At 41.8% G+C, this 22,997-nt stretch carries 34 protein-coding genes; 12 read left to right on the top strand and 22 right to left on the bottom strand.

Translation table 11 applies throughout. The features are described 5' to 3' along the window. Positions 1–3 precede the first annotated feature (3 nt). From ACQCT8_RS17305 to mnhG, 3 genes are read left to right on the top strand one after another with little or no spacing between them, the layout of a single operon-like run. Complete coding sequence (locus ACQCT8_RS17305) at positions 4–480, top strand: Na+/H+ antiporter subunit E (protein WP_426873208.1); 477 nt, start codon at positions 4–6, stop codon at positions 478–480. After that, a complete protein-coding gene (locus tag ACQCT8_RS17300; RefSeq protein WP_426873206.1) occupies positions 480–761 on the top strand; it encodes a Na(+)/H(+) antiporter subunit F1 in 282 nt (93 codons plus the stop codon). Before ACQCT8_RS17305 ends, ACQCT8_RS17300 begins: the two co-directional genes overlap by 1 nt. Further along, positions 748–1,122, top strand: a complete 375-nt coding sequence (mnhG, locus tag ACQCT8_RS17295) for a monovalent cation/H(+) antiporter subunit G (RefSeq protein WP_426873204.1) — start codon at positions 748–750, stop codon at positions 1,120–1,122. Before ACQCT8_RS17300 ends, mnhG begins: the two co-directional genes overlap by 14 nt. Positions 1,123–1,136: 14 nt before the next feature. Here mnhG and ACQCT8_RS17290 read toward each other — a convergent pair whose 3' ends face one another. From ACQCT8_RS17290 to ACQCT8_RS17270, 5 genes are all read right to left on the bottom strand, one after another. After that, a complete protein-coding gene (locus ACQCT8_RS17290) occupies positions 1,137–1,508 on the bottom strand; it encodes a DUF2188 domain-containing protein (RefSeq protein WP_426873202.1) in 372 nt (123 codons plus the stop codon). Between the two features lie 57 nt (positions 1,509–1,565). Then, complete coding sequence (locus ACQCT8_RS17285) at positions 1,566–1,955, bottom strand: hotdog fold thioesterase (RefSeq protein WP_426873200.1); 390 nt, start codon at positions 1,953–1,955, stop codon at positions 1,566–1,568. Between the two features lie 125 nt (positions 1,956–2,080). Continuing rightward, entirely contained in the window at positions 2,081–2,326 is a 246-nt protein-coding gene (locus ACQCT8_RS17280; protein WP_426873198.1) for a hypothetical protein, read from the bottom strand. An 89-nt stretch (positions 2,327–2,415) separates the two neighbouring features. Next, on the bottom strand, positions 2,416–3,738 hold the full coding sequence (locus ACQCT8_RS17275; protein WP_426873196.1) for a Na+/H+ antiporter family protein: 1,323 nt from the start codon (positions 3,736–3,738) through the stop codon (positions 2,416–2,418). A 215-nt stretch (positions 3,739–3,953) separates the two neighbouring features. Then, positions 3,954–5,462 carry a leucyl aminopeptidase gene (locus ACQCT8_RS17270; RefSeq protein ID WP_426873194.1) on the bottom strand — a complete coding sequence of 503 codons (1,509 nt, stop codon included), beginning with the start codon at positions 5,460–5,462 and terminating at the stop codon, positions 3,954–3,956. Between the two features lie 144 nt (positions 5,463–5,606). On the opposite strand from ACQCT8_RS17270, the gene ACQCT8_RS17265 reads away from it, so the two are divergent. Together ACQCT8_RS17265 and ACQCT8_RS17260 are read left to right on the top strand one after the other, a co-directional pair. Continuing rightward, the gene (locus tag ACQCT8_RS17265; protein ID WP_278240467.1) at positions 5,607–6,086 is read left to right on the top strand and encodes a divergent PAP2 family protein; all 480 of its coding nucleotides are present in this window, start codon (positions 5,607–5,609) and stop codon (positions 6,084–6,086) included. A gap of 28 nt (positions 6,087–6,114) precedes the next feature. Continuing rightward, positions 6,115–6,924: a cobalamin-binding protein gene (locus tag ACQCT8_RS17260; RefSeq protein ID WP_426873192.1), complete on the top strand. Its 810-nt coding sequence runs from the start codon at positions 6,115–6,117 to the stop codon at positions 6,922–6,924. 35 nt (positions 6,925–6,959) lie between these two features. Here the strand turns inward: ACQCT8_RS17260 and ACQCT8_RS17255 are convergent, their stop codons facing one another. The 5 genes from ACQCT8_RS17255 to ACQCT8_RS17235 form a co-directional block, all read right to left on the bottom strand. Further along, a complete protein-coding gene (locus ACQCT8_RS17255; RefSeq protein WP_426873190.1) occupies positions 6,960–7,616 on the bottom strand; it encodes a 3D domain-containing protein in 657 nt (218 codons plus the stop codon). Positions 7,617–7,783: 167 nt separating this feature from the next. Further along, on the bottom strand, positions 7,784–8,110 hold the full coding sequence (locus ACQCT8_RS17250; protein WP_426873188.1) for a YuiB family protein: 327 nt from the start codon (positions 8,108–8,110) through the stop codon (positions 7,784–7,786). A gap of 226 nt (positions 8,111–8,336) precedes the next feature. Then, the gene (locus ACQCT8_RS17245; RefSeq protein WP_278240463.1) at positions 8,337–8,459 is read right to left on the bottom strand and encodes a YuiA family protein; all 123 of its coding nucleotides are present in this window, start codon (positions 8,457–8,459) and stop codon (positions 8,337–8,339) included. A 192-nt stretch (positions 8,460–8,651) separates the two neighbouring features. Continuing rightward, a complete protein-coding gene (locus ACQCT8_RS17240; protein ID WP_426873186.1) occupies positions 8,652–9,143 on the bottom strand; it encodes an NUDIX domain-containing protein in 492 nt (163 codons plus the stop codon). Positions 9,144–9,284: 141 nt separating this feature from the next. Then, positions 9,285–10,499 carry an NAD(P)/FAD-dependent oxidoreductase gene (locus ACQCT8_RS17235; RefSeq protein ID WP_426873254.1) on the bottom strand — a complete coding sequence of 405 codons (1,215 nt, stop codon included), beginning with the start codon at positions 10,497–10,499 and terminating at the stop codon, positions 9,285–9,287. A gap of 361 nt (positions 10,500–10,860) precedes the next feature. Between ACQCT8_RS17235 and ACQCT8_RS17230 the strand changes: the two genes are divergently transcribed. Then, positions 10,861–11,856: an NAD(P)/FAD-dependent oxidoreductase gene (locus tag ACQCT8_RS17230; protein ID WP_426873184.1), complete on the top strand. Its 996-nt coding sequence runs from the start codon at positions 10,861–10,863 to the stop codon at positions 11,854–11,856. A gap of 70 nt (positions 11,857–11,926) precedes the next feature. Then, entirely contained in the window at positions 11,927–12,577 is a 651-nt protein-coding gene (locus ACQCT8_RS17225) for an SDR family oxidoreductase (protein ID WP_426873182.1), read from the top strand. 172 nt (positions 12,578–12,749) lie between these two features. Here the strand turns inward: ACQCT8_RS17225 and ACQCT8_RS17220 are convergent, their stop codons facing one another. From ACQCT8_RS17220 to ACQCT8_RS17205, 4 genes are all read right to left on the bottom strand, one after another. Continuing rightward, positions 12,750–12,995: a type B 50S ribosomal protein L31 gene (locus ACQCT8_RS17220; protein ID WP_426873180.1), complete on the bottom strand. Its 246-nt coding sequence runs from the start codon at positions 12,993–12,995 to the stop codon at positions 12,750–12,752. A gap of 182 nt (positions 12,996–13,177) precedes the next feature. Further along, positions 13,178–13,945 (bottom strand): hypothetical protein, encoded by a 768-nt coding sequence (locus ACQCT8_RS17215; protein ID WP_426873178.1) that lies wholly within the window; start codon positions 13,943–13,945, stop codon positions 13,178–13,180. Next, the gene (locus ACQCT8_RS17210; RefSeq protein ID WP_426873176.1) at positions 13,946–14,275 is read right to left on the bottom strand and encodes a PadR family transcriptional regulator; all 330 of its coding nucleotides are present in this window, start codon (positions 14,273–14,275) and stop codon (positions 13,946–13,948) included. It abuts the gene before it with no gap. 162 nt (positions 14,276–14,437) lie between these two features. Beyond that, positions 14,438–14,800, bottom strand: a complete 363-nt coding sequence (locus ACQCT8_RS17205) for a HesB/IscA family protein (protein WP_426873174.1) — start codon at positions 14,798–14,800, stop codon at positions 14,438–14,440. A gap of 180 nt (positions 14,801–14,980) precedes the next feature. On the opposite strand from ACQCT8_RS17205, the gene ACQCT8_RS17200 reads away from it, so the two are divergent. Then, positions 14,981–15,688 (top strand): DUF2225 domain-containing protein, encoded by a 708-nt coding sequence (locus ACQCT8_RS17200; RefSeq protein WP_426873172.1) that lies wholly within the window; start codon positions 14,981–14,983, stop codon positions 15,686–15,688. A gap of 251 nt (positions 15,689–15,939) precedes the next feature. On the opposite strand, the gene ACQCT8_RS17195 is transcribed toward ACQCT8_RS17200, so the two are convergent. After that, positions 15,940–16,176, bottom strand: a complete 237-nt coding sequence (locus tag ACQCT8_RS17195; protein WP_278240454.1) for a YuzB family protein — start codon at positions 16,174–16,176, stop codon at positions 15,940–15,942. A 249-nt stretch (positions 16,177–16,425) separates the two neighbouring features. Here ACQCT8_RS17195 and ACQCT8_RS17190 point away from each other — a divergent pair, with 249 nt between their 5' ends. Next, positions 16,426–17,493, top strand: coding sequence for an NAD(P)/FAD-dependent oxidoreductase (locus ACQCT8_RS17190; protein WP_426873170.1), 1,068 nt, complete (start codon positions 16,426–16,428; stop codon positions 17,491–17,493). A gap of 348 nt (positions 17,494–17,841) precedes the next feature. Here the strand turns inward: ACQCT8_RS17190 and ACQCT8_RS17185 are convergent, their stop codons facing one another. The 3 genes from ACQCT8_RS17185 to ACQCT8_RS17175 all read right to left on the bottom strand — a co-directional run bounded on the left by ACQCT8_RS17185 (position 17,842) and on the right by ACQCT8_RS17175 (position 18,797). Further along, the gene (locus ACQCT8_RS17185) at positions 17,842–18,066 is read right to left on the bottom strand and encodes a transcriptional regulator (RefSeq protein ID WP_426873168.1); all 225 of its coding nucleotides are present in this window, start codon (positions 18,064–18,066) and stop codon (positions 17,842–17,844) included. A gap of 152 nt (positions 18,067–18,218) precedes the next feature. After that, positions 18,219–18,362, bottom strand: coding sequence for a hypothetical protein (locus ACQCT8_RS17180; RefSeq protein WP_426873167.1), 144 nt, complete (start codon positions 18,360–18,362; stop codon positions 18,219–18,221). A 105-nt stretch (positions 18,363–18,467) separates the two neighbouring features. Further along, positions 18,468–18,797 (bottom strand): YuzD family protein, encoded by a 330-nt coding sequence (locus tag ACQCT8_RS17175; protein ID WP_426873165.1) that lies wholly within the window; start codon positions 18,795–18,797, stop codon positions 18,468–18,470. Positions 18,798–18,895: 98 nt separating this feature from the next. On the opposite strand from ACQCT8_RS17175, the gene ACQCT8_RS17170 reads away from it, so the two are divergent. Continuing rightward, positions 18,896–19,132 (top strand): NifU family protein, encoded by a 237-nt coding sequence (locus ACQCT8_RS17170; protein WP_039810717.1) that lies wholly within the window; start codon positions 18,896–18,898, stop codon positions 19,130–19,132. A 109-nt stretch (positions 19,133–19,241) separates the two neighbouring features. Here ACQCT8_RS17170 and ACQCT8_RS17165 read toward each other — a convergent pair whose 3' ends face one another. The 3 genes from ACQCT8_RS17165 to ACQCT8_RS17155 are packed head-to-tail and all read right to left on the bottom strand — an operon-like array spanning position 19,242 to position 21,473. Next, entirely contained in the window at positions 19,242–20,204 is a 963-nt protein-coding gene (locus tag ACQCT8_RS17165; protein ID WP_426873162.1) for a 2-hydroxyacid dehydrogenase, read from the bottom strand. Between the two features lie 13 nt (positions 20,205–20,217). Beyond that, complete coding sequence (locus ACQCT8_RS17160; protein WP_426873160.1) at positions 20,218–20,985, bottom strand: TIGR01457 family HAD-type hydrolase; 768 nt, start codon at positions 20,983–20,985, stop codon at positions 20,218–20,220. Between the two features lie 50 nt (positions 20,986–21,035). After that, positions 21,036–21,473, bottom strand: a complete 438-nt coding sequence (locus tag ACQCT8_RS17155) for a DUF86 domain-containing protein (RefSeq protein WP_426873158.1) — start codon at positions 21,471–21,473, stop codon at positions 21,036–21,038. Positions 21,474–21,589: 116 nt separating this feature from the next. Between ACQCT8_RS17155 and ACQCT8_RS17150 the strand changes: the two genes are divergently transcribed. Next, a complete protein-coding gene (locus ACQCT8_RS17150) occupies positions 21,590–21,835 on the top strand; it encodes a cytosolic protein (protein ID WP_426873252.1) in 246 nt (81 codons plus the stop codon). A 38-nt stretch (positions 21,836–21,873) separates the two neighbouring features. Here the strand turns inward: ACQCT8_RS17150 and ACQCT8_RS17145 are convergent, their stop codons facing one another. Beyond that, entirely contained in the window at positions 21,874–22,155 is a 282-nt protein-coding gene (locus tag ACQCT8_RS17145; protein ID WP_426873156.1) for a YutD family protein, read from the bottom strand. A gap of 116 nt (positions 22,156–22,271) precedes the next feature. Here ACQCT8_RS17145 and ACQCT8_RS17140 point away from each other — a divergent pair, with 116 nt between their 5' ends. Beyond that, positions 22,272–22,949 (top strand): YhcN/YlaJ family sporulation lipoprotein, encoded by a 678-nt coding sequence (locus ACQCT8_RS17140; RefSeq protein ID WP_426873154.1) that lies wholly within the window; start codon positions 22,272–22,274, stop codon positions 22,947–22,949. Positions 22,950–22,997: the final 48 nt, after the last annotated feature.

Raw genomic sequence — 22,997 nt, 5'->3', positions numbered from 1 at the left:
AAAATGGCATTTCAACTTTTATTAAATTTCTTTCTGGCGTTCCTGTGGATGTTTTTAGGAGGTTCGTTTTCAGCTTCAAGCTTCATTATTGGCTTTTTGCTCAGCATGATTGTTGTCTTTGGAATGAGACGATTCTTGAGCGGACGTTTTTATATGTTCCGGGTAATCGCGATTATAAAGCTTACCTTCATGTTTATATGGGAACTTATCAAAGCGAACTTTGAGGTTCTGGCCATTGTATTGAAACCTAAATTGGATATGAAACCTGGTATCTTTAAATACGATACGGCGTTAAAAAAAGATTGGGAAATAACACTTCTCTCTCTGCTCATAACATTGACTCCCGGCACACTCGTCATGGATATCTCTGATGATAATGAAACGCTCTATATCCATGCACTCAACATACCGGACGTAAAAAGCGCCGTTTCATCCATTAAAGAAGGATTCGAGAGAGCGATTATGGAGGTGAGCCGATAATGCTAAATATCGTCGTATCCATCTCTCTTATTGCCGTTGCTTTTTCAATGATCGGCATCGTGTATCGTGTAATTAAAGGACCTACTACTCCTGACCGGGTAATAGCGCTTGATTCACTCGGAATCAGTTTGATATCAGTCATAGGACTTGTTTCCGTTTTGATGCGTACCAGCGTGTTCCTGGAAGTCATATTACTATTGGGAATTTTAGCGTTTATTGGAACAGTCGCCTTTTCAAAATATCTAGAGAAAGGGGAGATTATCCAACGTGAGCGAGATTAATGATTACTTTATTATGTTTTTTGTCCTCGTCGGTGCTTTTTTCAGTGTTGTGACAGCGATTGGATTAATCAGGCTGCCTGATATCTACTCCCGGACACACGCCGCTTCTAAAAGTGCTACACTCGGAGTAATGTGTATTCTTATTGGTACTCTCCTCTTCTTTTGGACAGAAGAAGGACTCTTTAATTCCCGTGTAGTTCTCGGTATTTTCTTTGTCCTGATTACTGCACCAGTTGGAGGCCATTTAATCGCCAGAGCCGCATATAACAGCGGCGTCAAGCTTTGGAGTAAATCCATTCAGGATGATCTTGCAGATAAAGAAGAAAAATTTAAATCAAAAAAAGAAGGATCCCGCCAATAGCGGAATCCTTCTTTTTAATGGTCATACAATGTTTGTTCCACTGAGCCGTCACCCGTATAAATAATCAGCTTTCCGTTGTGCTTCGATACATAAGGCTTGGCTTTGTCTTCGAGCTGACTTTTTGTGCTTTCCACGAAAATTGCCCGGTCTTTTCCTTTTTGCTTTAGCTGCCATCCGTCTTTATGAGTCGTAATTTCATACTCTTTCTGTTCTTGATCCGATCCCTGCACAGATTTTTCAGCACGGTCTGTGGCAATTGCAATGACTCTGTTTTCCTCGTAGTTTTCTTCTTTCAAAAGAGCATTGCCAATTTCAATTGCTTTATTCCTGACTTCAGTGTCTAAGTTCTTCCAGGAATCCGGATAGTCGTTTTTTGTCCAAGGCATAATCCTCACCCCTTCGATAAGATAGTTCTATGTTTCCACGAAAGAGTGTTTCTAAACTTATTTTTTCTCAACCACCGCTACGGTACATCTGGAGATACACAGCAATTGTTCCTGTTCATCCACGATTTTAACTTCCCACACCATCGTCGTTCTTCCCGTGTGAATTGTTTTGGCTCTGGCTGTCACCATGCCTTCTTTTTTTGCCTTTATGTGATTTGCGTTGATTTCCAGTCCGAAACAAGTATGCGTTTCTAAATTAATTAAAGCCACTGAACCATAGCTTGCCACGGTTTCTGCCAACGCAACAGAAGCACCGCCATGAAGAAATCCAAACGGCTGTCTGGTTCTCTCGTCTACCGGCATCGTTGCCACAACTTCGCCTTTTTCAATTGAAATGATTTCAATTCCTAATGCTTCTAATAGTGTTCCCTTTTCATTGTGATCCATTGGCTTCCTCTCCCCCTACTCTTTGTCTCTTTCATCTTGCCCAGTAAAATAAGAAAAATCAAGAACAAAACAAAAAACCCCGGCGCATAGTTCGCGCTCAGGGTCACAATATAATTGAAAGTCTACTACCGGTAGTAAGGATTATATGGTCCCGGTCCATAGCCTCCAGGCGGATATCCCGGTTGAAAACCAGGTTGATAAAATGGAGGCGGATATGGAGGATAATAAAGTGGGCGAGGGCGTACAAGTGCACCGCCAAGGGCCCCGCCAAGCAAGCCTCCTAAAAATGGAGCCACAAAAAATGGTGCTCCAATAAAACGGCTGCCCCCATAACCTGAACGATTATAGTTGTAAATAGGATAATTCGGCATTCTTCTCCCTCCTTCTTCTTCCTTATATAAATATGTGCAAAAAGAAAGAAGAGGCTGGGCAAACGCTTGAATTGAGGAATCTGCCTATCCTATAGGACCAGTGCTGCGATCCAGCCAAAAATAATGAGTGGTATATTATAATGAATAAAAGTTGGGACACATGTATCCCAGATATGGTTATGCTGACCATCAGCATTCAATCCTGCCGTTGGGCCAAGCGTGCTATCCGAAGCAGGTGAACCCGCGTCGCCCAGTGCACCCGCTGTCCCGATTAATACAATCGTAGCAAGCGGGCTAAATCCAAGCTGCACCGCTAAAGGTACGAATATTACCGCGATAATAGGAATCGTTGCAAAAGACGATCCAATTCCCATTGTCACCACAAGTCCGATCAACAGCATTAAAATCGCTGCGAGCGAACGGCTGTCTCCAATAATATCGGAAGCACCATTTACGAGAGTTTCAACATCACCTGTCTCTGTTAAAATGGCAGCAAATCCATTTGAGGCAATCATGACAAAACCAATAAAGGCCATCATTTTCATGCCATCGGTCATCAAACGATCCTGATCCTTCATCTTTACGGTTCCGAAAATAAACAAAACCGCCAGCCCCACAACTGCTGCAAACACCATCGATTCAATAATGGTCTGTACAGCCAGTGCAGCTACAATCGCAAGAACCGTTACTGTCAGGTCCTTTGTGCTGATTGCTGTTTCACCCACATGGTCAGTTGAGCTAATAACCTTTTCTTCATATTGCCTCGGTTTTCGGTAAGTCACAAAAACGGCAATCACTAATCCGATCACCATTCCTAGGGTCGGAATAAGCATCGCTTGGGGGATGGTTGAAGCATCAATTGCAAGTCCGCTTAGTTCCATATTTTCTGCAATCGTGTTATGAAAAATTTGTCCAAATCCGTACGGCAGCAAAATATAAGGAGCCGTTAAGCCGAAAGTAATCACCGTTGCAATGAGTCTTCGATCCAATTCAAGTTCATTCATCACCAATAAAAGCGGCGGAATTAAAAGAGGGATAAAGGCAATATGGACTGGAACTGCATTTTGAGATAAACAAGATATAAATAAAATGGCAAGGACAATCAGGACCTTCGGAAGCGCCTGTCTTCTCGAATCTTCTTTCCTGCTGACTGCTTTTACAATTTTATCAACCATGAGCTTTGGCAGTCCCGTATACGAAATCGCCACTGCAAAGCCGCCCAGCAAAGCATAACTTAAAGCAATATTTGCACCGGCACCCGCACCTTCAGAAAATACCTTGACAAGCTCGTCAATCGTAAGACCCCCGATCAAACCACCTGCTGCGCCTCCAATAACCAGCGCAATCACGACATTAATTCTGAGCAGACTCAAAACAAGCATAATTAAAACAGCAATAATAACAGCATTCAAAACAATCAGCCTCTCGATCTATAAATTAACTCTTTAGTATACTAAACAAGTAACGTGTTAAACCCTCCCATACATTATCAAACCCCTTCCCCTGTGTCAACGAAAGGGCAAAAAGTCGGAATGTTTCTTCACATTACCGCACAAAAGGGGCCAGGCCCCTTTTGTGCGGTAATGTGAAAAAGGCTCCACATCGGGAGCCTTTTTCATTCAAAATTTTATTTATGCTTAAGAGAAAATTGCTCGATTAGAAGAGCCAGTGTACGCGTCATGGCTCCCGTTGCGCCGGCTGGTCCAAGGTGATGAGCAGATTTTGTCGTTGCCGTACCTGCAATATCAAGGTGAACCCACGGTGTACTCTCTGCAAATTCTCCAATAAATGCCCCGGCAAAAAGAGCGTGGCCGTCTCTGCCCGGCGAGTTATTAAGATCTGCTACAGGTGATTTGCGAACACGATTTTTATCGCCTTCCGTATACGGCAGCTGCCAGATAAATTCGCCTGCTTCAGCTGATGCTTCAAGCACCTGCTCAAACAATTCTTCATTGTTCGTAAGTGCGCCCGTCTTATCCAGTCCGAGTGCTACGATGACACCGCCTGTCAGTGTAGCAACGTCTACAATATAGTTTGCGCCGTGCTGCTTTGCGTAGGTTACTCCATCTGCAAGAGCAAGACGTCCTTCAGCGTCTGTATTTAAAATTTCAATGGTTTTACCGCTTAAAGAAGTAATAACGTCATCAGGTTTAAAGGCCTTTGAACTGACCATATTGTCTGTAGCCGGAATCACTGCAACGACATTTTGCTCTGGCTGAAGACGTCCAATGACTTCCATTGCGCCAAGAACAGCTGCTGCTCCTCCCATATCTGCCTTCATCCCGACAATGCCATCTTTCGGCTTAATGGAATAGCCTCCCGTATCAAATGTAATGCCTTTTCCGACAAGGCCCAAAACATCTGTCCATTCGTCTCTTCCTTTATGCTTCAGCACGATCATTCTAGGCGGTTCGGCAGATCCCTGGTTTACTGCAAGCAAAGCGCCCATACCCATTGATTCCATTTCTTCTTTGCCAAGAATCTCACTTTCAAAGCCATACTTCTCAGCTAATTCAACTGCATAGTCTGCCATTTTGGAAGCCGTCAGCATATTCGCAGGCATATTAACCAATGTGCGGGCTGAGTTCGTTCCTTCCGCCAGTACAAACCCTACTTCCAGGGCTGCCGTCATTTCCTGTTCGTCTGTCTCAGTCCAGACAGAGAGAGTTTCCAGCGTTACATCCGGCAAGTTCGGTTTTTTCCGGTACCCTTCAAATTCATAGCTGGACAATGTAATGCCCTCTGTTAAAGCCTGTCCTGCATCAGATGGTTCGATTACTTCAGACAGAAAGCTGTCAATGGCAACAGATACGCTTGAGACCCTGCTGTTTTTCAACACTTTTCCCAGCGCACCGAAGCTCTCACGCAAATCGTCAATCGTCAGCTCTTTCTGCTTTCCAAGCCCTACAAAAATAATGCGTTTTGCACTGCTTTTTCCGAGCGTCGGCAATTTTGTAATCGTTTTGGCTTTTGTTGAAAGATCTCCTTCCTTAACCAGCGCGGTTAATTCTCCATTTAGCTCCTGGTTCAGCTCTTCAAGAATACCTTCAAATTGTGACGATTTGTTCCATAACCCTACCACTAAATAATCGTGTGAAGACTGAAGCGGGTTTTCATTATGTACGGACCATTTCATTTCAAAACACCTCCACTTTTTATTATACCTAAAAATGCATACGATTTCGATTTACGGATGGCGCATGCACGAACCTCCATTTAAAATATGTTATAATAGCCCAAACAGATTGAGTATTTGCAGTAGAGAGGGTGCAGTCATTTCATGGAACTATTTACGAATTTTCCGCTTTGGGCATCACTGTTTGCCATATTATTTGCTCAGGTTGTAAAAGTACCGATTCAATTCATTGCCACTAGAAAAGTGGACTGGTCCCTCGTAACCTCAACTGGCGGCATGCCCAGCTCTCACTCAGCTGCAGTAACCGCTCTCGCAACAGCTATAGCACTTGAATCCGGACTTTCATCTCCGGTATTTGCATTGGCAACGGTTTTTGCGATCATCACTATGTTTGATGCTACAGGTGTGCGTTTTCAGGCAGGCGAACAGGCCGCAGTCATTAACCAGCTTCTGAAAGACTTTAACAAATTTGTTTCCGAGGCAAAAGGGTGGACGGAAAAGGATGAAGAAGAAAAAAGAAAAGAGCTTAAAGAGCTTTTAGGTCACAAGCCGGTGGAAGTTTTTTTTGGAGGATTAACCGGGATCCTTCTTACATTGCTGATCCACTATTTATTGACTCTATAACGTTTATGAAATGGCAGGTGAATCAGATATGAGAATTGCATCACTATGTCCCAGCAATACTGAACTTTTGCATTATCTTGGGTTAGCATCATCATTGATTGGTGTGGATGACTTTTCTGACTGGCCCGATAGTATCGAACACTTGCCAAGACTTGGACCTGATTTATCAATAGACATAGACCGCTTGGAAGGTTTGGAACCTGATCTAATTGTTGCTTCACTAAGTGTGCCCGGTATGGAAAAAAACATTGAGGAGCTGGAAAAAAGAAAGCTGTCTTATATCGTTTTAAACCCTCAAAGTCTGGAAGAGATCGGGCAGGATCTGCTGACATTGGGAAAAGCCGCTCAGTGCGAAGAAAGGGCGGAAATGGTGCATGCACAATATTTTGCCCTACTGAACGAATTTAGAAATGCATCCGATTCTGTTAAACATAGACCTTCTTTATACTGGGAATGGTGGCCTAAACCGGTCTTTACACCAGGCGCTGTGAATTGGCTGACAGAAGTTAGTGTATTAGCCGGCGGAGTAAATGTGTTTAAAGATATAGAGCTTGCCAGCGTTCAAACCGACTGGCAGGATGTGTTTGATCGAAAGCCTGATCATATTTGTCTGGCATGGGTCGGTGTTAGAAAAGAAAAAATAAAACCGGAGCTCATTCTAAAAAGGCCTCAATGGAAAGAGCTGGAAGCAGTTAAAGAAAACAGGATACATATTCTAGAGGAAGACCTTTACTGCCGGCCTTCTCCCCGTTTAATTGAAGGAATCTGGAAGCTTGGACGCCTGCTTCATCCTCACCAGTATAGATCCATATCACTGCCTGAAATTTTCACTTCTTAATAAAAACGAAGCACAGCCTGCGCTGTGCTTCGTTTTTATTTTGGTTCGTTTAAAGCAAGAAGTTCTTCTTCAGTGAAAGTGCCTTCGCCTTCCTTAATTACATAAACCTTCACTTGCTGTTTGCCCCATTCATTAAATACTTCATCTACAGTATCGTAGTACAAATCAATAATGTTTCCTTTAATTGCGCTGCCCGTATCAGCCACTACTCCGTATCCATAGCCCGGTATAAATAAAATTGAACCGATTGGAAAAATGTCTGGATCTGCAGCAATAGTAGAATACGTGTCTCTTACTACCTCAACACCGGAAAACGTAATTCCATATAGGTCATCGCCCGGATTTTTTCCAGTCGACTCCTCTCCTGCTGTGTAACCTGTAGCGGTAACCGCCTTTGTAGGATAACTTTTAATATGATCAGGCACGGCTGAAGGATCACTTGAAAGTAATCGCGCGGCTATATAATTATGTGTATATTCATTTTCAGCCATCGTTTTAGCTTGAAGCATAAGATCCCGGTCCTCAAGCAGCAAGGTCGTCAGAACGTCTACACTTTGCATCTTTTCATCAGGATGCTCGATAGTATACGACTCTGTCATCTCAGCTTTCGTACTGGAAGGAACAAAGAGGACAATCATAGCTACAGCAAAAATAGCTGCCAAGTGCGAGGCAAAATGATTAGATTTCGTCAATCTGCTATCACTCCTTTCAAACTAGTATTTACCCAAATAGATGGTTAGTAATCCTCTTTTCATGAAGATTGTCCCATATGTATTAGATTTATAGGTAAATAATAGAGGAGAAGTGTAAAATATTGTTGATTTTAAGCAAATAAAAAACTCCGCCATTTGGGGGAGCTTTAAAACATTCGATAACCGTTAGCACGAAGCCACCGCATTACCAATCCTGCGATAATGGCACCTGCCATACCTGCAGACAATATTAATATATCGGCTAAGGCTAAGGAAGAAAATCGGCTTCCCAATGCTGTAAATGATTCACCAGGAGCACGGAAATATTGAATAAAGCGAACTTCATCTACAATTAAAATGGTAATAACCGGATACATTACAGCCATGATCCAGGTCATGCGAAGCAGCATATTTAATAAAAAACCGATGCCAAAAAAAAGCACCAGAAACAGAAGCATCGAAATTAATAATTGCGCGATTCCAAATGTCCCCAAACGACACACCTCCACATTCACTTCAACAGTCTACCTTATTTAACGGGCAGGTGCAATAAATCCTGTGGATAATTCATTCAGTTGTCACAAAACGCCAGCAGCCCGCCTGTGGAAGTAAATGGGGTTAAATGAGTAGATTTTCAACATTGTATAGTTTAAACTTTTGCAAATAAAAACCCGGAACCTAATTAGGTCCGGGGATAGGTGTATAGTTGAGAATGACGCTCTATTTTTTTCCATTCCCTCCACACGACGGGCATGTTTCCGATCCGCCTAATCTTAACTGGAAGTAGCCTTGTCCTGAACAATATTCACATGATTTATTTGAATTTCGTTTTATTTTATTCATAAGGAGCATCCCCTCTCTGATGTGGTTGAGAGTAACTATAGCACGCCCCTTAAGAAAGTGAAAAGCGCCAAAAAAGGCAAAAATAGTTCATGTAAGCGAATACATATGGGGGTTATCTCTGTTTTCCTTTAATTATCAGAAAATTTAGAACTGTGAGGATATTTCAATAATTGTTCACATTTAGTGATCCCCTCATCCTAAAAAGAGGTTGTATGAGGTATAGTTGAACTGGTCTCCTGGATTTACCTGGGGGCTTCTTTTTAAGCCCTGGGAGCGCAGATGCTGAATCATCGCAGGAATCATTTTAGAGACTTGAGGGTCTCTCTCAAGCTGATCCGGCGATATCCATTGAACTTCAGTGATTTCCTCTTCCTGAGCTTGAAGCTGGTGGATCTTCTTGCTGCAAAAAAGAGAAAAGATGATCATATTATCACTGATTTCTGCCCCGATTACTCCACTTCTTAATCCTATCACTTCCCCCACTTCTGCAGTCACACCAGTTTCTTCTAAAACTTCCCGTTGAACTGCCTGATCAACGGTTTCTCCAGCCTCTACAAATCCTGCAGGCAGCGACCAGACTCCTTTCAGGCCGCCGTACTTCTTTTTAACAACCAGCCATTCACCCTGTTCATTCATAACCAGCCCTGCAACAGCCAGCCAGACATTTTCCCTTTTTTTCTTCATATAATTATAATCTCCACCCATCTAAGTTATAGATTGATTCATCCGGTCCAGCTTATGAAATGCATCATACCTTAAACGCGCCGGCACCACACACTTTCTATTTTCTATAATAAAAAAGAGCTGCGAAAGCAGCTCTCACTATTATAAAATATTTAATTTTCCTTTTTTAAATACAAGTCCTGGTCCGCCAAGAATTAGGAGGGCACGGTTGTCGATCACTTTTTTCATAATCGCTGCACGTTTGCCGGTAATCTTTCTGCCAAAGACTTCGCCAATTGCTTCGTTACCGCCTAAAGAACAAACTGTTCCTTTTAGGTCAGGAGCGAATGGCTCAAGCTCTTCTCCTTTAAGCAGGGCAGTGATGTTATGAGCGATATGTGCTCCCTGCTGCATAGCAATTTGAGCTGTAGGAGGGAATGGACGGTCATTTTCAGGGTTGATCATCAGTGCACAGTCCCCAACGATAAACACATTATTGTGGCCAGGCGCACGAAGGTCAGGATCTACTTTAATACGTGCTCTCATATTTTCAAATCCGGCCTTTTCAATGATTGGATTTCCTCTTACGCCGGCAGCCCATACGACTGTATTCGATTTAATTTCTTCAAACTGGTCTTCATCTTTTTTGATTTTTACGCCTTCAGGAGTTGCTTCCACCACAGGTGTTCCAATCGAAAACTCAATGCCTTTGCTTTCAAGATGAGAAACAGCATAATCAACAAGCTCTTTATCAAATCCAGGCAATACCATTGGTGCTGCTTCTACACATAAAATTCGAACGGCTTGCGGATCAATATCGTATTCAGCACATAGTTCAGGAACACGTTCACCAAGCTCGCCAAGGAACTCAATTCCTGTAAATCCGGCACCGCCGACGACAATTGTTAAACGCGATGGATCCTTCACTTCTTCCATGCTGTAAGTCGCAAATTGATATTCAATATGCTCGCGAATTTGACGTGCTGCTTTAATATTGGCAATCGAAAATGCATGCTCTTTTAAACCTGGAATGCCAAACGTTTCGCCTTCAAATCCTAATCCTACTACTAAATAATCATAGGCAATTTCAGATTTGTCGGTAATGACTTTTTGTGCAGCAGTATCAATGTTTTCAACGCTTGCTTTAATAAAGTTTACTTTACCCTTATCCAATACACCGCCAATATCATATCTTACTTTATCGTGGTGCATCGTTCCTGCTGATGCTTCGTGCAGCCAGGTTGTTTCATAATGGTAATCATTTTTATTAATTAAAATAATATCTGCATTGTCTGCACTGACCATTTTTTGAAGCTTAGTAATAACGGATAATCCTCCGTATCCTGCACCCAGGACAACTACTGTAGGTCTCTTCACTCGGATCACTTCACCTTTACATTGTATTGCGATGATGGTTAAGGCGCCATCGCGAAGCCCATATTTAAATAGTTTGTGATAACATTCACGAAAGAAAATAGCAAACGTCTCTCGTGTTCCTATGATCTGCATAGTATCTTACCCAATCATAGCCCTTTTTTGTCAAGTTTTCAAGGTTTATGATGGAAATCAGAATACTTAGATAGTCTTGCTTCCACAATCGTATTGATTTGTTTAAAGTTCAGCAGTAAAGTGGGCTTTAAAAAAAGAGTATGATAAAATACGTAAGGTGTAATAGTTTATTATAGGCAAGAAATCGCCTTGTAAAAGGGCTGGTTTCATTTATATGGAGGGATTAAGAATGAAAGAAGATACAAAGATCTACGACATTACCGTGATTGGCGGAGGTCCAGTCGGACTTTTCACCGCTTTTTATGGCGGAATGCGCCAGGCCAGCGTGAAAATAATCGAAAGCCTGCCTCAGTTGGGCGGACAGCTGTCCACTTTATATCCGGATAAATATATTTACGATGTTGCAGGGTTTCCAAAAGTACGTGCACAAGAGCTCGTCGATAATCTTGAAGAGCAAATGTCCCGCTTCGAAACAACCGTCTGCTTAAATCAGGAAGTCGTAAATGTAGAAAAGTTGGAAGATGGTACATTTACTTTAACAACAAACGATGAAATTCATCATACCCGTACAATTATCATTACAGCAGGAAATGGTGCATTCCAGCCAAGAAAACTCGATCTGGATGGATTAACGGAGTTTGAAGGCAAGAACCTTCATTATTTTGTTCCGAATCTGGAAGAATTCACAGGTCGCAACGTAGTGCTTTGCGGCGGCGGCGATTCAGCAGTAGATTGGGCTCTTATGCTTGAACCGATTGCAGCCTCTGTCACGCTTGTCCACAGAAGAGACAAATTCCGTGCACACGAACACAGCGTTGAACAGCTGATGAATTCCAGCGTGAATATTATGACTCCATACACCCCTGTGGGCTTTGAAACGCTTGAAAATCAAATTAAATCTCTCACGCTGCAAAAAGGGCGCGAAGAAGAAACCATTACAGTAGATCTGGATGATCTTTTAGTGAATTACGGTTTTATTTCTTCACTAGGTCCTATCAAAAACTGGAGCCTTGAAATTGAGAAGAATTCCATTGTGGTTAACTCACGGATGGAAACAAATGTACCGGGGATTTACGCAGCCGGTGATATTTGCACCTACGACGGCAAAGTAAAATTGATTGCCTCCGGCTTTGGAGAGGCGCCTACGGCCGTAAATAACGCAAAAGCATCCATTGATCCAAAAGCCCGCGTGCAGCCAATGCACAGTACATCGATGTTTGAATAATCCTGCGTTTAGGTCATCACCTGACGGGTAAATATAAACTAAATATAGTTAATTTGAAAGGTGATGTCCTATGCACGTATTAGTAATCGGAGCAAACGGAACTACGGGTTCGATGGTAGTGGAAAAGCTTGCGAAGAGTGAGCAGCATTTAGTAAAAGCCATGATCCGCAAAACAGAACAGGCGCCTAAAATGGAAGAGCTAGGTGCGAGACCAATTATCGCTGATCTTGAAAGTGAATTTGACTATGCTCTTGAAGACGTCAACGCCGTGATTTTTGCTGCAGGTTCTGGTCCTGATACTGGAGCCGATAAAACCACCGCAGTCGATGAAGAAGGAGCCAAAAAAGCGGTCGATTATGCAAAAGAAAAAGGCATCGAACGCTTCATTATGCTAAGCTCTGTGGGAGCCGATGACCCATCTGTTGCATCAGAAAACGAAACATTTCATCACTACCTTCAGGCCAAGCACAACGCAGATGAGCACTTAAAGCAGAGCGGGCTGGATTATACCATCATCCGCCCTGTTGGACTCGAAGACGAACCTGCTAAAGGAAAAATAACAGCAAGCAAAAGTCTTGCTAACAAAAAAGGCACAATCACACGCGAAGATGTCGCCACTGTCCTGGTAGAATCTCTTTTGATAAACGGATTAAAAAATATGTCAATCGAAATTGAAAACAGTGATGAAAGTGATATTGTTCCTGCACTAGAAAAATTGTAATTTCCTAAATAAAAACCAGAGCTGAATTATTTTCAGCTCTGGTTTTTTATATTCTTCTTAAAGGCATGCTCAAGCACCCGCCTTCCGCTTAGGAAAGCGTCAAACGACCGCCTGAAACGATGCCAACCAAAAAAAGCCTGGGACACTTTAGTCCCAGACTCCATATTCACAATTATTTTCTATTATACTTTTTATTAAACCGTTCCACTCTTCCGCCTTTATCCGCAAACTTCTGCTTGCCTGTATAAAAAGGATGCGTATCTGAACTTACCTCCACCTTTAAAAGTGGATACGTATTTCCGTCCTTCCACTCGATTGTCTCTTGTGAACTCTTTGTAGAACCGGTTAAAAATGAAAATCCACTGTTTGTATCTAGAAACACGACTTTTTTATAATCAGGATGCTGATTTTTCTTCATAGCTAATTCCTCCTTTATTTTAATCGTAATGATTACGATTTGTTTATTTTCTTATTAAAACATACTTCATTTTTTTTCGCAACCCGGGAACAATTCATGATCAGTTTTTACCTGTTGGTGCCTATGAGGACAACTCGTCAGGACCCTCGATGTTTATAAGGAAATCCTGACAGGTTTGTGAATCAATTTTGCATGTTTATTTTTCTCTTATAAAGAAAAACCATACCAGAGCCTACGATCAACGTGAGAATGATAATGCCGATTATAAAAACACTGGCATTGCTATTGATTTCATCCGAAAAATATCGAAACGAAACAGCCTGCAGACCGATAAAAGCAGGAACAAAGATCGTGATCCATGTTTTCGTATAGATGGCGGATGCGATAAACAAGGCAAGGCAAATTGCAATAATGATCGTATTTTGGAACGGGGTTGCAACAAAGAAAGGCTGGGCTGAGTGACTTTTCATCCATAATAACAGCACCACGAATATGCCGGTCACAAAAATATTTGCACCGAAAATCAACATCATGCCCCAAAAAGACTTATATAATGAAGGCAGAACTCTGAAAATTACTAATCCGTAGACAAGAACGCCAATAGCAGCTCCGCCTAAAGCAAACCACAGGATAGTAGGGGATAGAGCAAACGTCCCTTCAATGGCAGGACCAAAGCTGAAGTAAGCTGCAATCAGCAGAATCATCATTGGAATCAGTAAGGCCATCTGTTTTCGATCTGTTTTCATTTCGCTTGAAAGACTTTTCATGTACTTTCTAGGGCTTTTGCCGACTATGTGAACGATATCCTTTCCCTGCTCCTCTGCTCTCATCAAATGAATTTCAAGTTCTTCTGTGATTTCGTCAATCTCCTGATCCTTCTTGCCTTTTGAAATTAAATACATTCGGAGCTCTAAAATAAATTTTTCTGATTGTTTTGACAGCATTCCCACTCACATCTCCCCTTTTTTTAAAACATTGTTTACTGTTTTGCTTAACTGATTCCACCTCTCTTGAAATAGCACAAGCTCTTGCTCCCCTTTCTCAGTTAATGAGTAATATTTCCTCTTTGGACCAGCAGTGGATTTCCTTAGTGTGGCAGCAACAAGCTTTTCTTTTTGCATTCGGAGCAATAATGGATAAATCGTTCCTTCACTGAATGAAGTAAATCCATATGATTCAAGCTTAGCAGCCAGTTCATATCCGTATATTTCTCCTTCTTTTATGATAGCTAAGAGACAGCCATCTAAAATCCCTTTCAGCATTTGTGTCTGATCAGCCATTCATTCAGCTCCCTTTACCTTGTTATACAAGAGTTATCATCATTATATACCTTGTAATGCAAGATATATAAATAGTATAGCTTTTAGTATCTTGTTTTACAAGGTATATATTTTAAAAAAATCCTTCAACAAATTAAATTCGTCAAAGGATTTTCGAATATATCAGCAATTTTCAGGTGTTCCTTTTTTTGTAGCGGTTGTAAACGACGATCCACATCCGCAGGAAGCGATGGCGTTTGGATTTTCAATCGTAAATCCGCCGCCCATTAAAGATTGTTTATAGTCAATTTCAGTTCCTCTTAGAATATCTGCATCTTCTGTTTTCACCAGCACACGAATGCCATGATGCAGCTCTTCTTGATCTTCCGCATCCACTTCATGCTCAAAGCCCATGCCATAGGAAAGACCACTGCAGCCTCCGCCTTTAACCGCTACTCGAAGAAAGGCATTTTCTTCTTCGGCTTCTTTCATCATATCCTTCACCTGAAGCGCTGCAGCTTCGGACATTTTGATTACTTGTTCCATCGTAGCACCTCCGTAAATTCCTTCGTATACGTAGTATAGCTTTTTTATCCATTTGTCTCAACCATTTGGTTTTTTTCTTCCTGCTTGTTTTTTAAAATTTTTTATAAACAACATACCTTTAGACCCATTAAGTGATAAAATAACAAGTATATAGTACTACTTAATGAAGGCGGTGTAAAAATGGAAATATCTCCAATCTATACGAAATCATTCACATGTCCCCTGTGTAATCACCCATTCTCATCTTCTAAAATCCGGTCCCGATTTTTAAAAACAGAAGGGCATCAAAGCGATCTGCGTCCGATTTACCAAAATCCAGAACTGGATCCAAACCTGTACCACGTCCACGTCTGCTTTGACTGCGGCTTCTCCTTTACAGAAGATTTCTCTCCTTATTTCCCTTCAAATGCTAAACAAAGAATTCAGCAAGCCCTCAACAGCAATTGGAAGCCGCAGGACTTTTCGGGTGTCCGGCAGCATAGTCAGGCGATTGGAGCTTATAAGCTTGCCATTTTTTGCGCACTGTTAAAAAAAGAAAAGCAGGTCATACTCGCAGGTCTGTATTTGCGGCTCTCGTGGCTTTATTCAACCATTCAAAGCAATGACCAGCAAAAAAGATTTCAGCGCCTCGCACTCCATTCCTATAAGGAATCCTATTCAATTGGGGATTATACAGGCACGAGAATGTCTAGTGAACGTCTCCTTTACCTGGCTGCTGATCTTTCTCTTCAATTAAATGAAGAGCAGGAAGCGACCACGCTATTCTCTAAATTGATTGAACAGCAGAACTCAGCCACTGAACCAAGAATCGTCAAGCTTGCTAAAGAGCGCTGGCAGGCGTATCGGGCAGAAAAAAACAGTAAAAGTGTTTCTCCTTTTACCTCATGAAAAAAAGAGCCTGGGACACAGGTGTCTCAAGCTCTACGACCGGTTCACTTCGCTTCAGGCGGACGCTTTCCGCAGGGACGGCGCTGAGCCCTCCTCAGGCTTTGCCTTGCGAGGTCTCATCTTGCTGTCATGTCCTGCAGGAGTCGCCACCTTCCGCTCCGCTCACCTACTATTACAAATAAATATATCCTCATTTTTTAAACTTTTTTGATTTTTGTCCCAGCCCCTTTTAACATCAGGACGCATATTTATTAAAACATAGGATTTTCTTCTAAATACACATAAATTTCTTCAACAAGCGCTTTTGGTGTATCCGCTTCAACAACGTCTCCATTTACCAGGGCAAAATGGGATGCTGCACATTTTCCGCAGTAACCGAGACAGCCGTATTCTATAACATCCAGGTTTGGATCCCGTTCTAATTCTTCTAGGGCCTCCTGTGAGCCGCTTGCTAAGTTGCTTATGCAAAATTCTATAATTGGTTTCATTGTCTCACCTCACACTACCTATTCATGCTACCTTTTTTCAATTAAACCGTCAATCATTTGAATTGCAGCCCCGAGGAATACTCTTTACAAAGTTTGTGAAGGAATTCTCTTATTATTATTGTACAATCGACCTTATTCCGCTATACTTTTTTTATAAATACAAACGTTATGTACATGTTAATTAAGCGAATAAGCATCATATTGAAAGTGCTTACGCTGACAAATGCTGAATGCAAAGAGAGGGTTACTATGAAACAGTTAGTTTTGCTTGGCGGCGGATATGGCAATATGAGAGTACTGCTGCGTTTACTGCCTAACCAATTACCCAATGATGTGGAAATCACCTTAATTGATCGTACGCCTTATCACTGTTTAAAAACTGAATATTATGCCTTGGCCTCCGGAACGATTTCCGATCAGGAAGTCCGTGTATCTTTTCCTGAACATGAAAGGCTCAATATAAAATACGGCAATGTAACGAAAATAGATACAAAAAAAAGGCATGTTCTATTAGAAGATGGTTCTTTTGTGAAATACGATGATTTAGTCATCGGGCTAGGATGCGAGGATAAATACCATAACGTACCTGGAGCAGACGAATATACTCACAGTATACAATCGATTTCCAAGGCAAGGGCCACCTATGAAAAGCTGTCGAATCTTCCTTCCGGTTCAGTAGTGGGAGTAGTCGGCGCAGGACTAAGCGGAATCGAACTTGCAAGTGAATTAAGAGAAAGCAGAAGCGATCTCTCTATTAAGCTTTTTGATCGGGGCGAACGCATTCTCCCTGCTTTCCCTGTTCGATTAAGCAATTATGTTCAAAAATGGTTTGATGCCAATAATGTAGAAATTGTCAGCAACTCCAATATAACAAAAGTGGAACCAAATAAGCTTTTTAATCACGAAGAAACCATCCCTGTTGATGTTTGTGTATGGACAGCGGGTATTCAGCCTGTCGAAGTTGTTCGCAGCATTCCGACTGAAAAAGATGCTTCCAACAGAATAGTACTGACTCAATATCATAATCTCCCTGAGGATAAAAATGTTTATGTAGTTGGCGATTGTGCAAGCCTTCCTTTCGCACCAAGCGCACAGCTTGCTGAGGAGCAGGCAGAGCAGATTGTCAAAGTCCTGCTCATGCGATGGAAAGGGGAACAGCTTCCTGCTCAAATGCCAAAAATCAGTTTAAAAGGGTTTATGGGCTCTCTTGGCAAAAAACATGGCTTCGCCTACCTTGGCGACCGCACAATCACCGGAAGAATTGCCCGACTTATGAAATCAGGCGTTCTGTGGATGTATAAATACCATAATGGCTAATGTTATCACGCTCATTTAATTGAGCGTGTTTTTTATTTTTAAAAATGCTCTATAAATAAGAGCCTGGGCCAAAAATGTCTCAGGCTCGCTGACTGGTTCACTTCGCTTAAGGTGGACGTTTTCCGCAGGGACGGGGGATTGAGAATTTTCAGGGTGTAGTCGTTTAAAGTCTTAGCTTGCCTTCATATCCTGCTGGAGCCGCTGCCTTCCGTTCCGCTTACCTCTTACTACTTATAAGTACTGCCTCGTTTTTCAAGAGTTTTGTCCCCACTACCATGAATATTATTGTCTGGACCATTTCTCTGAAAATTGATTGTTGAAAATCGAGATAATAATACTTTAAAAAAATCACACCACTCTCTCCCTCGTGTCGTGCAGAGGAACTGAAGAGAGAATATTTCTGTACGAAAACGTCCGGCGGGTTTTTCTCAGGTAGCAATAAGCGACCATAGAGTACTCATTCAGTTGGAGAATTTTTATTTTTCTATGACTGATCTCATTACGGTCTGAAAGATAAATCATTTCAACAACAAGATTTTGCTCCATTGCCCGTAAAAAATGATGCTTTTTCATATTGTTCCCCCCTTTACTCTATTATAGAACAAACGTTCCCTTTTTATAACTAAAAATATATTCCTTTTTATTTTCCGTATTTTAGTAAAATTTTTTTGTGAAAATAGACAAAAAAAGAACAATCATGATTAAGGATTGTTCTTCTGGTCTCATCATTCTTTTGAAATGTAATGAACAAATTGAGTAAGCAGTTCCGCCTCTCCTGTAACAATAATAACTGGCAGCAGGATTAAAGTGGCGACGACGGCAAGATTGGATAGAATAAAGATTTTGCACGTTTTTTTAAACACATTCATTTGAGTCATCACCTTTTCCTATTGAAAAATAGACGATCTCAACATAATATGCGGCGTATGTTTAAACATTCTTTAAAAAGTTTTACGTGCCAGGATTTTTTATGATCACGCTTCTGCTTTATAGCCGTACTTTTCAAATTCTTCAAAGACAGCTTTCAGCCTTGGATTGCCTTCTCCTACAATATGGTCCTCGATCAGTACCACAGGATAAAATAAATCCTCTTCTTCCATTCGTTCAATAAACGCTGTTTTTTTCTCGTCCTCATGCTTTTGATTTATATCCACATACTCCATTGTGAAGGACTGATTGGGAAATTTACGTCCGAGTGCGGCCTCAAGCCATTCGTATGTTTCTTTCGATGATGGAGCACCGACGCAGCTTGGGCAAATTGTTTCGGCACCATACACCGTTACGGTCACAGGTTTAACTAACATGCAGACACTTCCTTTCAATTTTAAACAAATGAATCAATCTGGATGGATTTTTTTCTTCATCCTTATTATAATAGAAGGTAGGAAAGGAGTCGATTCGAATGACAGAAGTTGAAATGAAAGATTCGGTTCAGGAAGTTCTTGATAAGCTTCGTCCATTCCTTCTTCGCGATGGCGGAGACTGTGAATTGGTAGACGTAGAAGACGGCATTGTGAAACTCAGACTTCTTGGTGCTTGCGGCACTTGCCCAAGTTCGACAATTACTCTTAAAGCAGGGATTGAACGCGCACTGCTTGAAGAAGTTCCAGGCGTCGTTGAGGTAGAGCAGGTATTTTAATTTGAACTGAATATAATGCAAGTGGCACTTATTCCACTTCTTATACACTTAAAGCCCCTCGCGCTGATGCGGGGGGCTTTAAGTCGGCTTGCATAGCATCTTTACCGCTTTATTGCACTTTTGTTAAAGGAGCTTTCCCTGTCAGGACATGGATGATATTTTCTGCACATAGCTCCATCATGATTTTTCTTGTTTCAAAGGAAGAGCTGCCAATATGCGGGACAGCGATTACGTTTTTCATGGATAAAAGAGGATGGGAGGAATCGATCGGTTCCTTTTCAAATACATCCAATCCTGCTCCTGCAATTTCTTTATTCTGAAGTGCTTGTATTAATGCTTTTTCATCTGCAACAGGTCCTCTGCCAGCATTAATAAAATAAGCTGTCTCCTTCATAAGAGCAAATTGCTCTGCGCCCATCATCCCTTTTGTTTCTTCGGTTAGAGGCGCGAGACAAACAACAAAGTCAGACTCCTCTAGCAGCTCATCCAGCGTCCGGTAAACTGCCTGAAGATTTTCTTCTGCTTCATGGTTTCTCGAGCGGTTATGGTACAAAATGGTCATATCAAAGCCTTTGGCTCTTTTTGCCACTGCTTCCCCAATTTTGCCCATGCCAATGATTCCGATTGTCTTATGGTGAATGTCGCTGCCTGCCAGTAAATAAGGCGACCAGGACTGCCAGCTGCCCTGCTTTATGTAATCCGCTGATTCAACGATTCTTCGCGCTGAAGCCATTAGGAGGGAAAAAGCAAGATCAGCAGTCGTGTCCGTGAGCACATCTGGTGTATTTGTGATTGTGATTCCTTTTTCAGCTGCTGCCTTAACATCTATATTATCATAGCCCACTGCGAGATTCGCCACGATTTCAAGCTGTGGAGCGTGTTCAAGCAGCTCTTTATCCACCTGGTCTGACAGCATGGTTAACAGAGCATGGCTGTCTGCGGCCTGCTTCATTAATTCTTCCCGCGGGCAGGCATGATCCTCGGAGTGCCAAACCTCCACTTGAAAGTGAGAGGACAGTGTCTGAATCACTTCTTCATCAATCTTTCGAGTAATAAATACTTTTTTCACCATGATCCCCCTATTTTTATAAAATATCCCACTCTGATAAGGAAGTGATTGAAAAAGTAGGCTGTCTTTCCATCGTCATCAGGATATCCTTAGTGGTTACTCCCGTATGCACAATAATGGTGTCCATCCCTACGTTTAACCCCGCAGTAATGTCCGTATCGTAATTATCTCCAATCATCGCTACTTCTTCTTTAGGAAGACCGAGTACTTGTAATGCCTGTTCCATTATGATCGCTTCAGGCTTGCCGATAAAAACAGGCTCTGTTTGTGTGGATACCGTAATAACTGAAGTAAGCGAACCATTGCCAGGCAGCAAGCCCCGCTCTGTTGGTATAGCGATATCTCCATTAGTGGAAATGAATTTTGCCCCGCCGCGCACAGCCAGGCAGCCAAGAGCTAATTTTTCGTACGTAATATCCCGGTCAAGTCCTACCACTACATAGTCAGGGGATTCGGTCACAAGCTCCATCCCTTTTTCCTGGAGAGCCTGACGGATCCCTTCGCCGCCAATAACATAGACAGACGCATCCATCTTTTCCTGGGAAATAAATGCCGCGGTTGCCATAGAAGTCGTAAATACCTGATCATTTGACACCGGAACATCGAATTTTGTCAAATGCTCCGCCACCTGATCTGGCGTTTTAGAAGAATTATTTGTGACAAATAAATAAGGAATTCCACGCTCATGCAGTTTTTTAACAAAAGCGACTGCTTCCTTTATCGGTTCTGTCCCTCTATACATTGTTCCATCTAAATCGATTAAATATCCTTTATATGCTTTCAAGTTCAAACATCCTTTCTAACGTAAAGCCATAAAATTTCACATCATGCAACTTATTTTTTAAAAGCAGACACCGGTCCCAATTCCGTTTCTAAATACTTTCTGACACTGCCTGGGAATTGGGTGATCGCAGGCATGGATTCTTCCAGTGATCGGGCAATTTCAGCGTGATCTACTGTCAGATAATCCTGTACCAGCTGCTTTCTTAGCTGGATTAAGTCTTTAAGCAGCGGGGTCATCTCTTCCGTTATTACTTTTTCATCATCGAGTATATCAATAATATCATCGTAGCTGCCGGGATCCCGCATGATGAATCCGTCAATCATGCTGTTTCCAACATCCAGGATGCTTTCAATGATCATATGTGCGGTCCGCTCAAGTGCAAACTTTTCAGTATCCGATTCAAAGGAAAGCTGCTGTTTAAAGTATGAAGTCTTTTCTTCCATATAAACAAGCATCTGTTCAATTTTTTCACGGTCAACAAAATACATTGGTCTTCACTCCCATGTACGATTTATCCTTCATTAGTTTACCACAAGATTGTGGATTTTCTTCTTGAAGACATTAGTGAAACCATCTTTTTCGGGACAAACTATAAAAAAGGAGGCTGCGAAACGTGGCAAAAAACGAAGAATACAGTGACTTTTCCAACGTAGAAGTAGGGCGGGAATATCTCATACCTGAAACTCTACCCGAAGGTCCCTACGGATCCCCACGAGGAAAATATACATTGGTGCGCAATAAGTCGGGACCATGGCGAGAAGGTCAGCGCTATTACAGTGCGTTTAATTATGAAAATAAAGGACTGCACGAAGATATACCGAGAGCTGCGCCCGGCTCGCATATTCCTTAATCTGTTTAGCAAAAATCAAAAAATGACCTGGCATCAGGTCATTTTTTTGTCTCTACCTTCTTAATAACAAAGTATGGACAGCCAAAATTACAGTATTCAAACAAGTAGTCCTTTACGGTTGATATTTTAGTGTCAAACGATGATTTTTGATTCTGATCGTCAAAAAATCCCTTTAAGCGCAGCTGTCCATACCCCCAGTCCCCTACAATAAAATCGTATTTGTGGAGGATTTCGCTGTATCGTCCTTCAAACGCTTCCTGGTCGAATGCATCGCGATATTCATCAACTATTTCATATGTTTGATTTTGAATGGAAATCATTATTCACACCGTCCTTACTCTTCAAACTGATACGTTCATTATACCGCAAAAACCATCATTTACTATGATAAAATATCGCTTCCTCTGGAGAACCTATACGTAAGGAGGCGATGTGGATGAAAAAGCATGCTGCATTTTTATTGGCGGGGGCATTAACACTTGGTGCTTGTTCATTGCCAGATACCCCAACAGTGGATACAGACATTGAACAGTCTGCCGCAGCGGATACTCTTGAGGATACAGATACAACCGAAAATCATTTCGGCTTTTCAACGAAAGTGGCAAACCCCAATGATGGGGAAGGAGAAAATGATAATATTGCTTATAAAATGAATCTTCAAGTCGCAGCAGATGCGATCAGCCGGTTCAGTGCATCGTTGCCAGGGATTGAAAATGTTTCTACCGTGGTAACAGATGAAGAAGTTCTCATTTCTTATCAGGTAGCCCAGGATTATGATCATGAGATGGATCCAAATGAAATGGCCGATCAGGTAAAGAAAAATGCCTTATCTGTTATTCCGAGATGGTATCATGTGTATGTTACAGATGACCCTAATCTTCGTGTGAATGTTGAAAGCATTGCACAAACTCATTTAAATGATGGTGATATGGAAGATGCCATTGCATCCACCATAAAGCTAATGAGAGAATCTTCTCCGCAAGGCTACCCAATTGATGAAGGTGAAAACGCTAATGGTGAAACAAAGGATGAAGAAAATGATATGGCGGAAGAAGACATCGATCTTGCACCAGCCGCAATGGATATTCCGGCAGCAAAATCACTGGACGCCTAATTCGGGTTTTTTGTTCTTATCTATTTAAAATCAAAGCAAAAGCAGCAG

Origin of the sequence: Jeotgalibacillus proteolyticus (assembly GCF_050107735.1) — a bacterium.
Lineage (GTDB): Bacteria > Bacillota > Bacilli > Bacillales > Jeotgalibacillaceae > Jeotgalibacillus > Jeotgalibacillus proteolyticus_A.
Note: the sequence above shows the minus strand (reverse complement) of the source record. Positions and strands in the feature narration are given on the sequence as shown.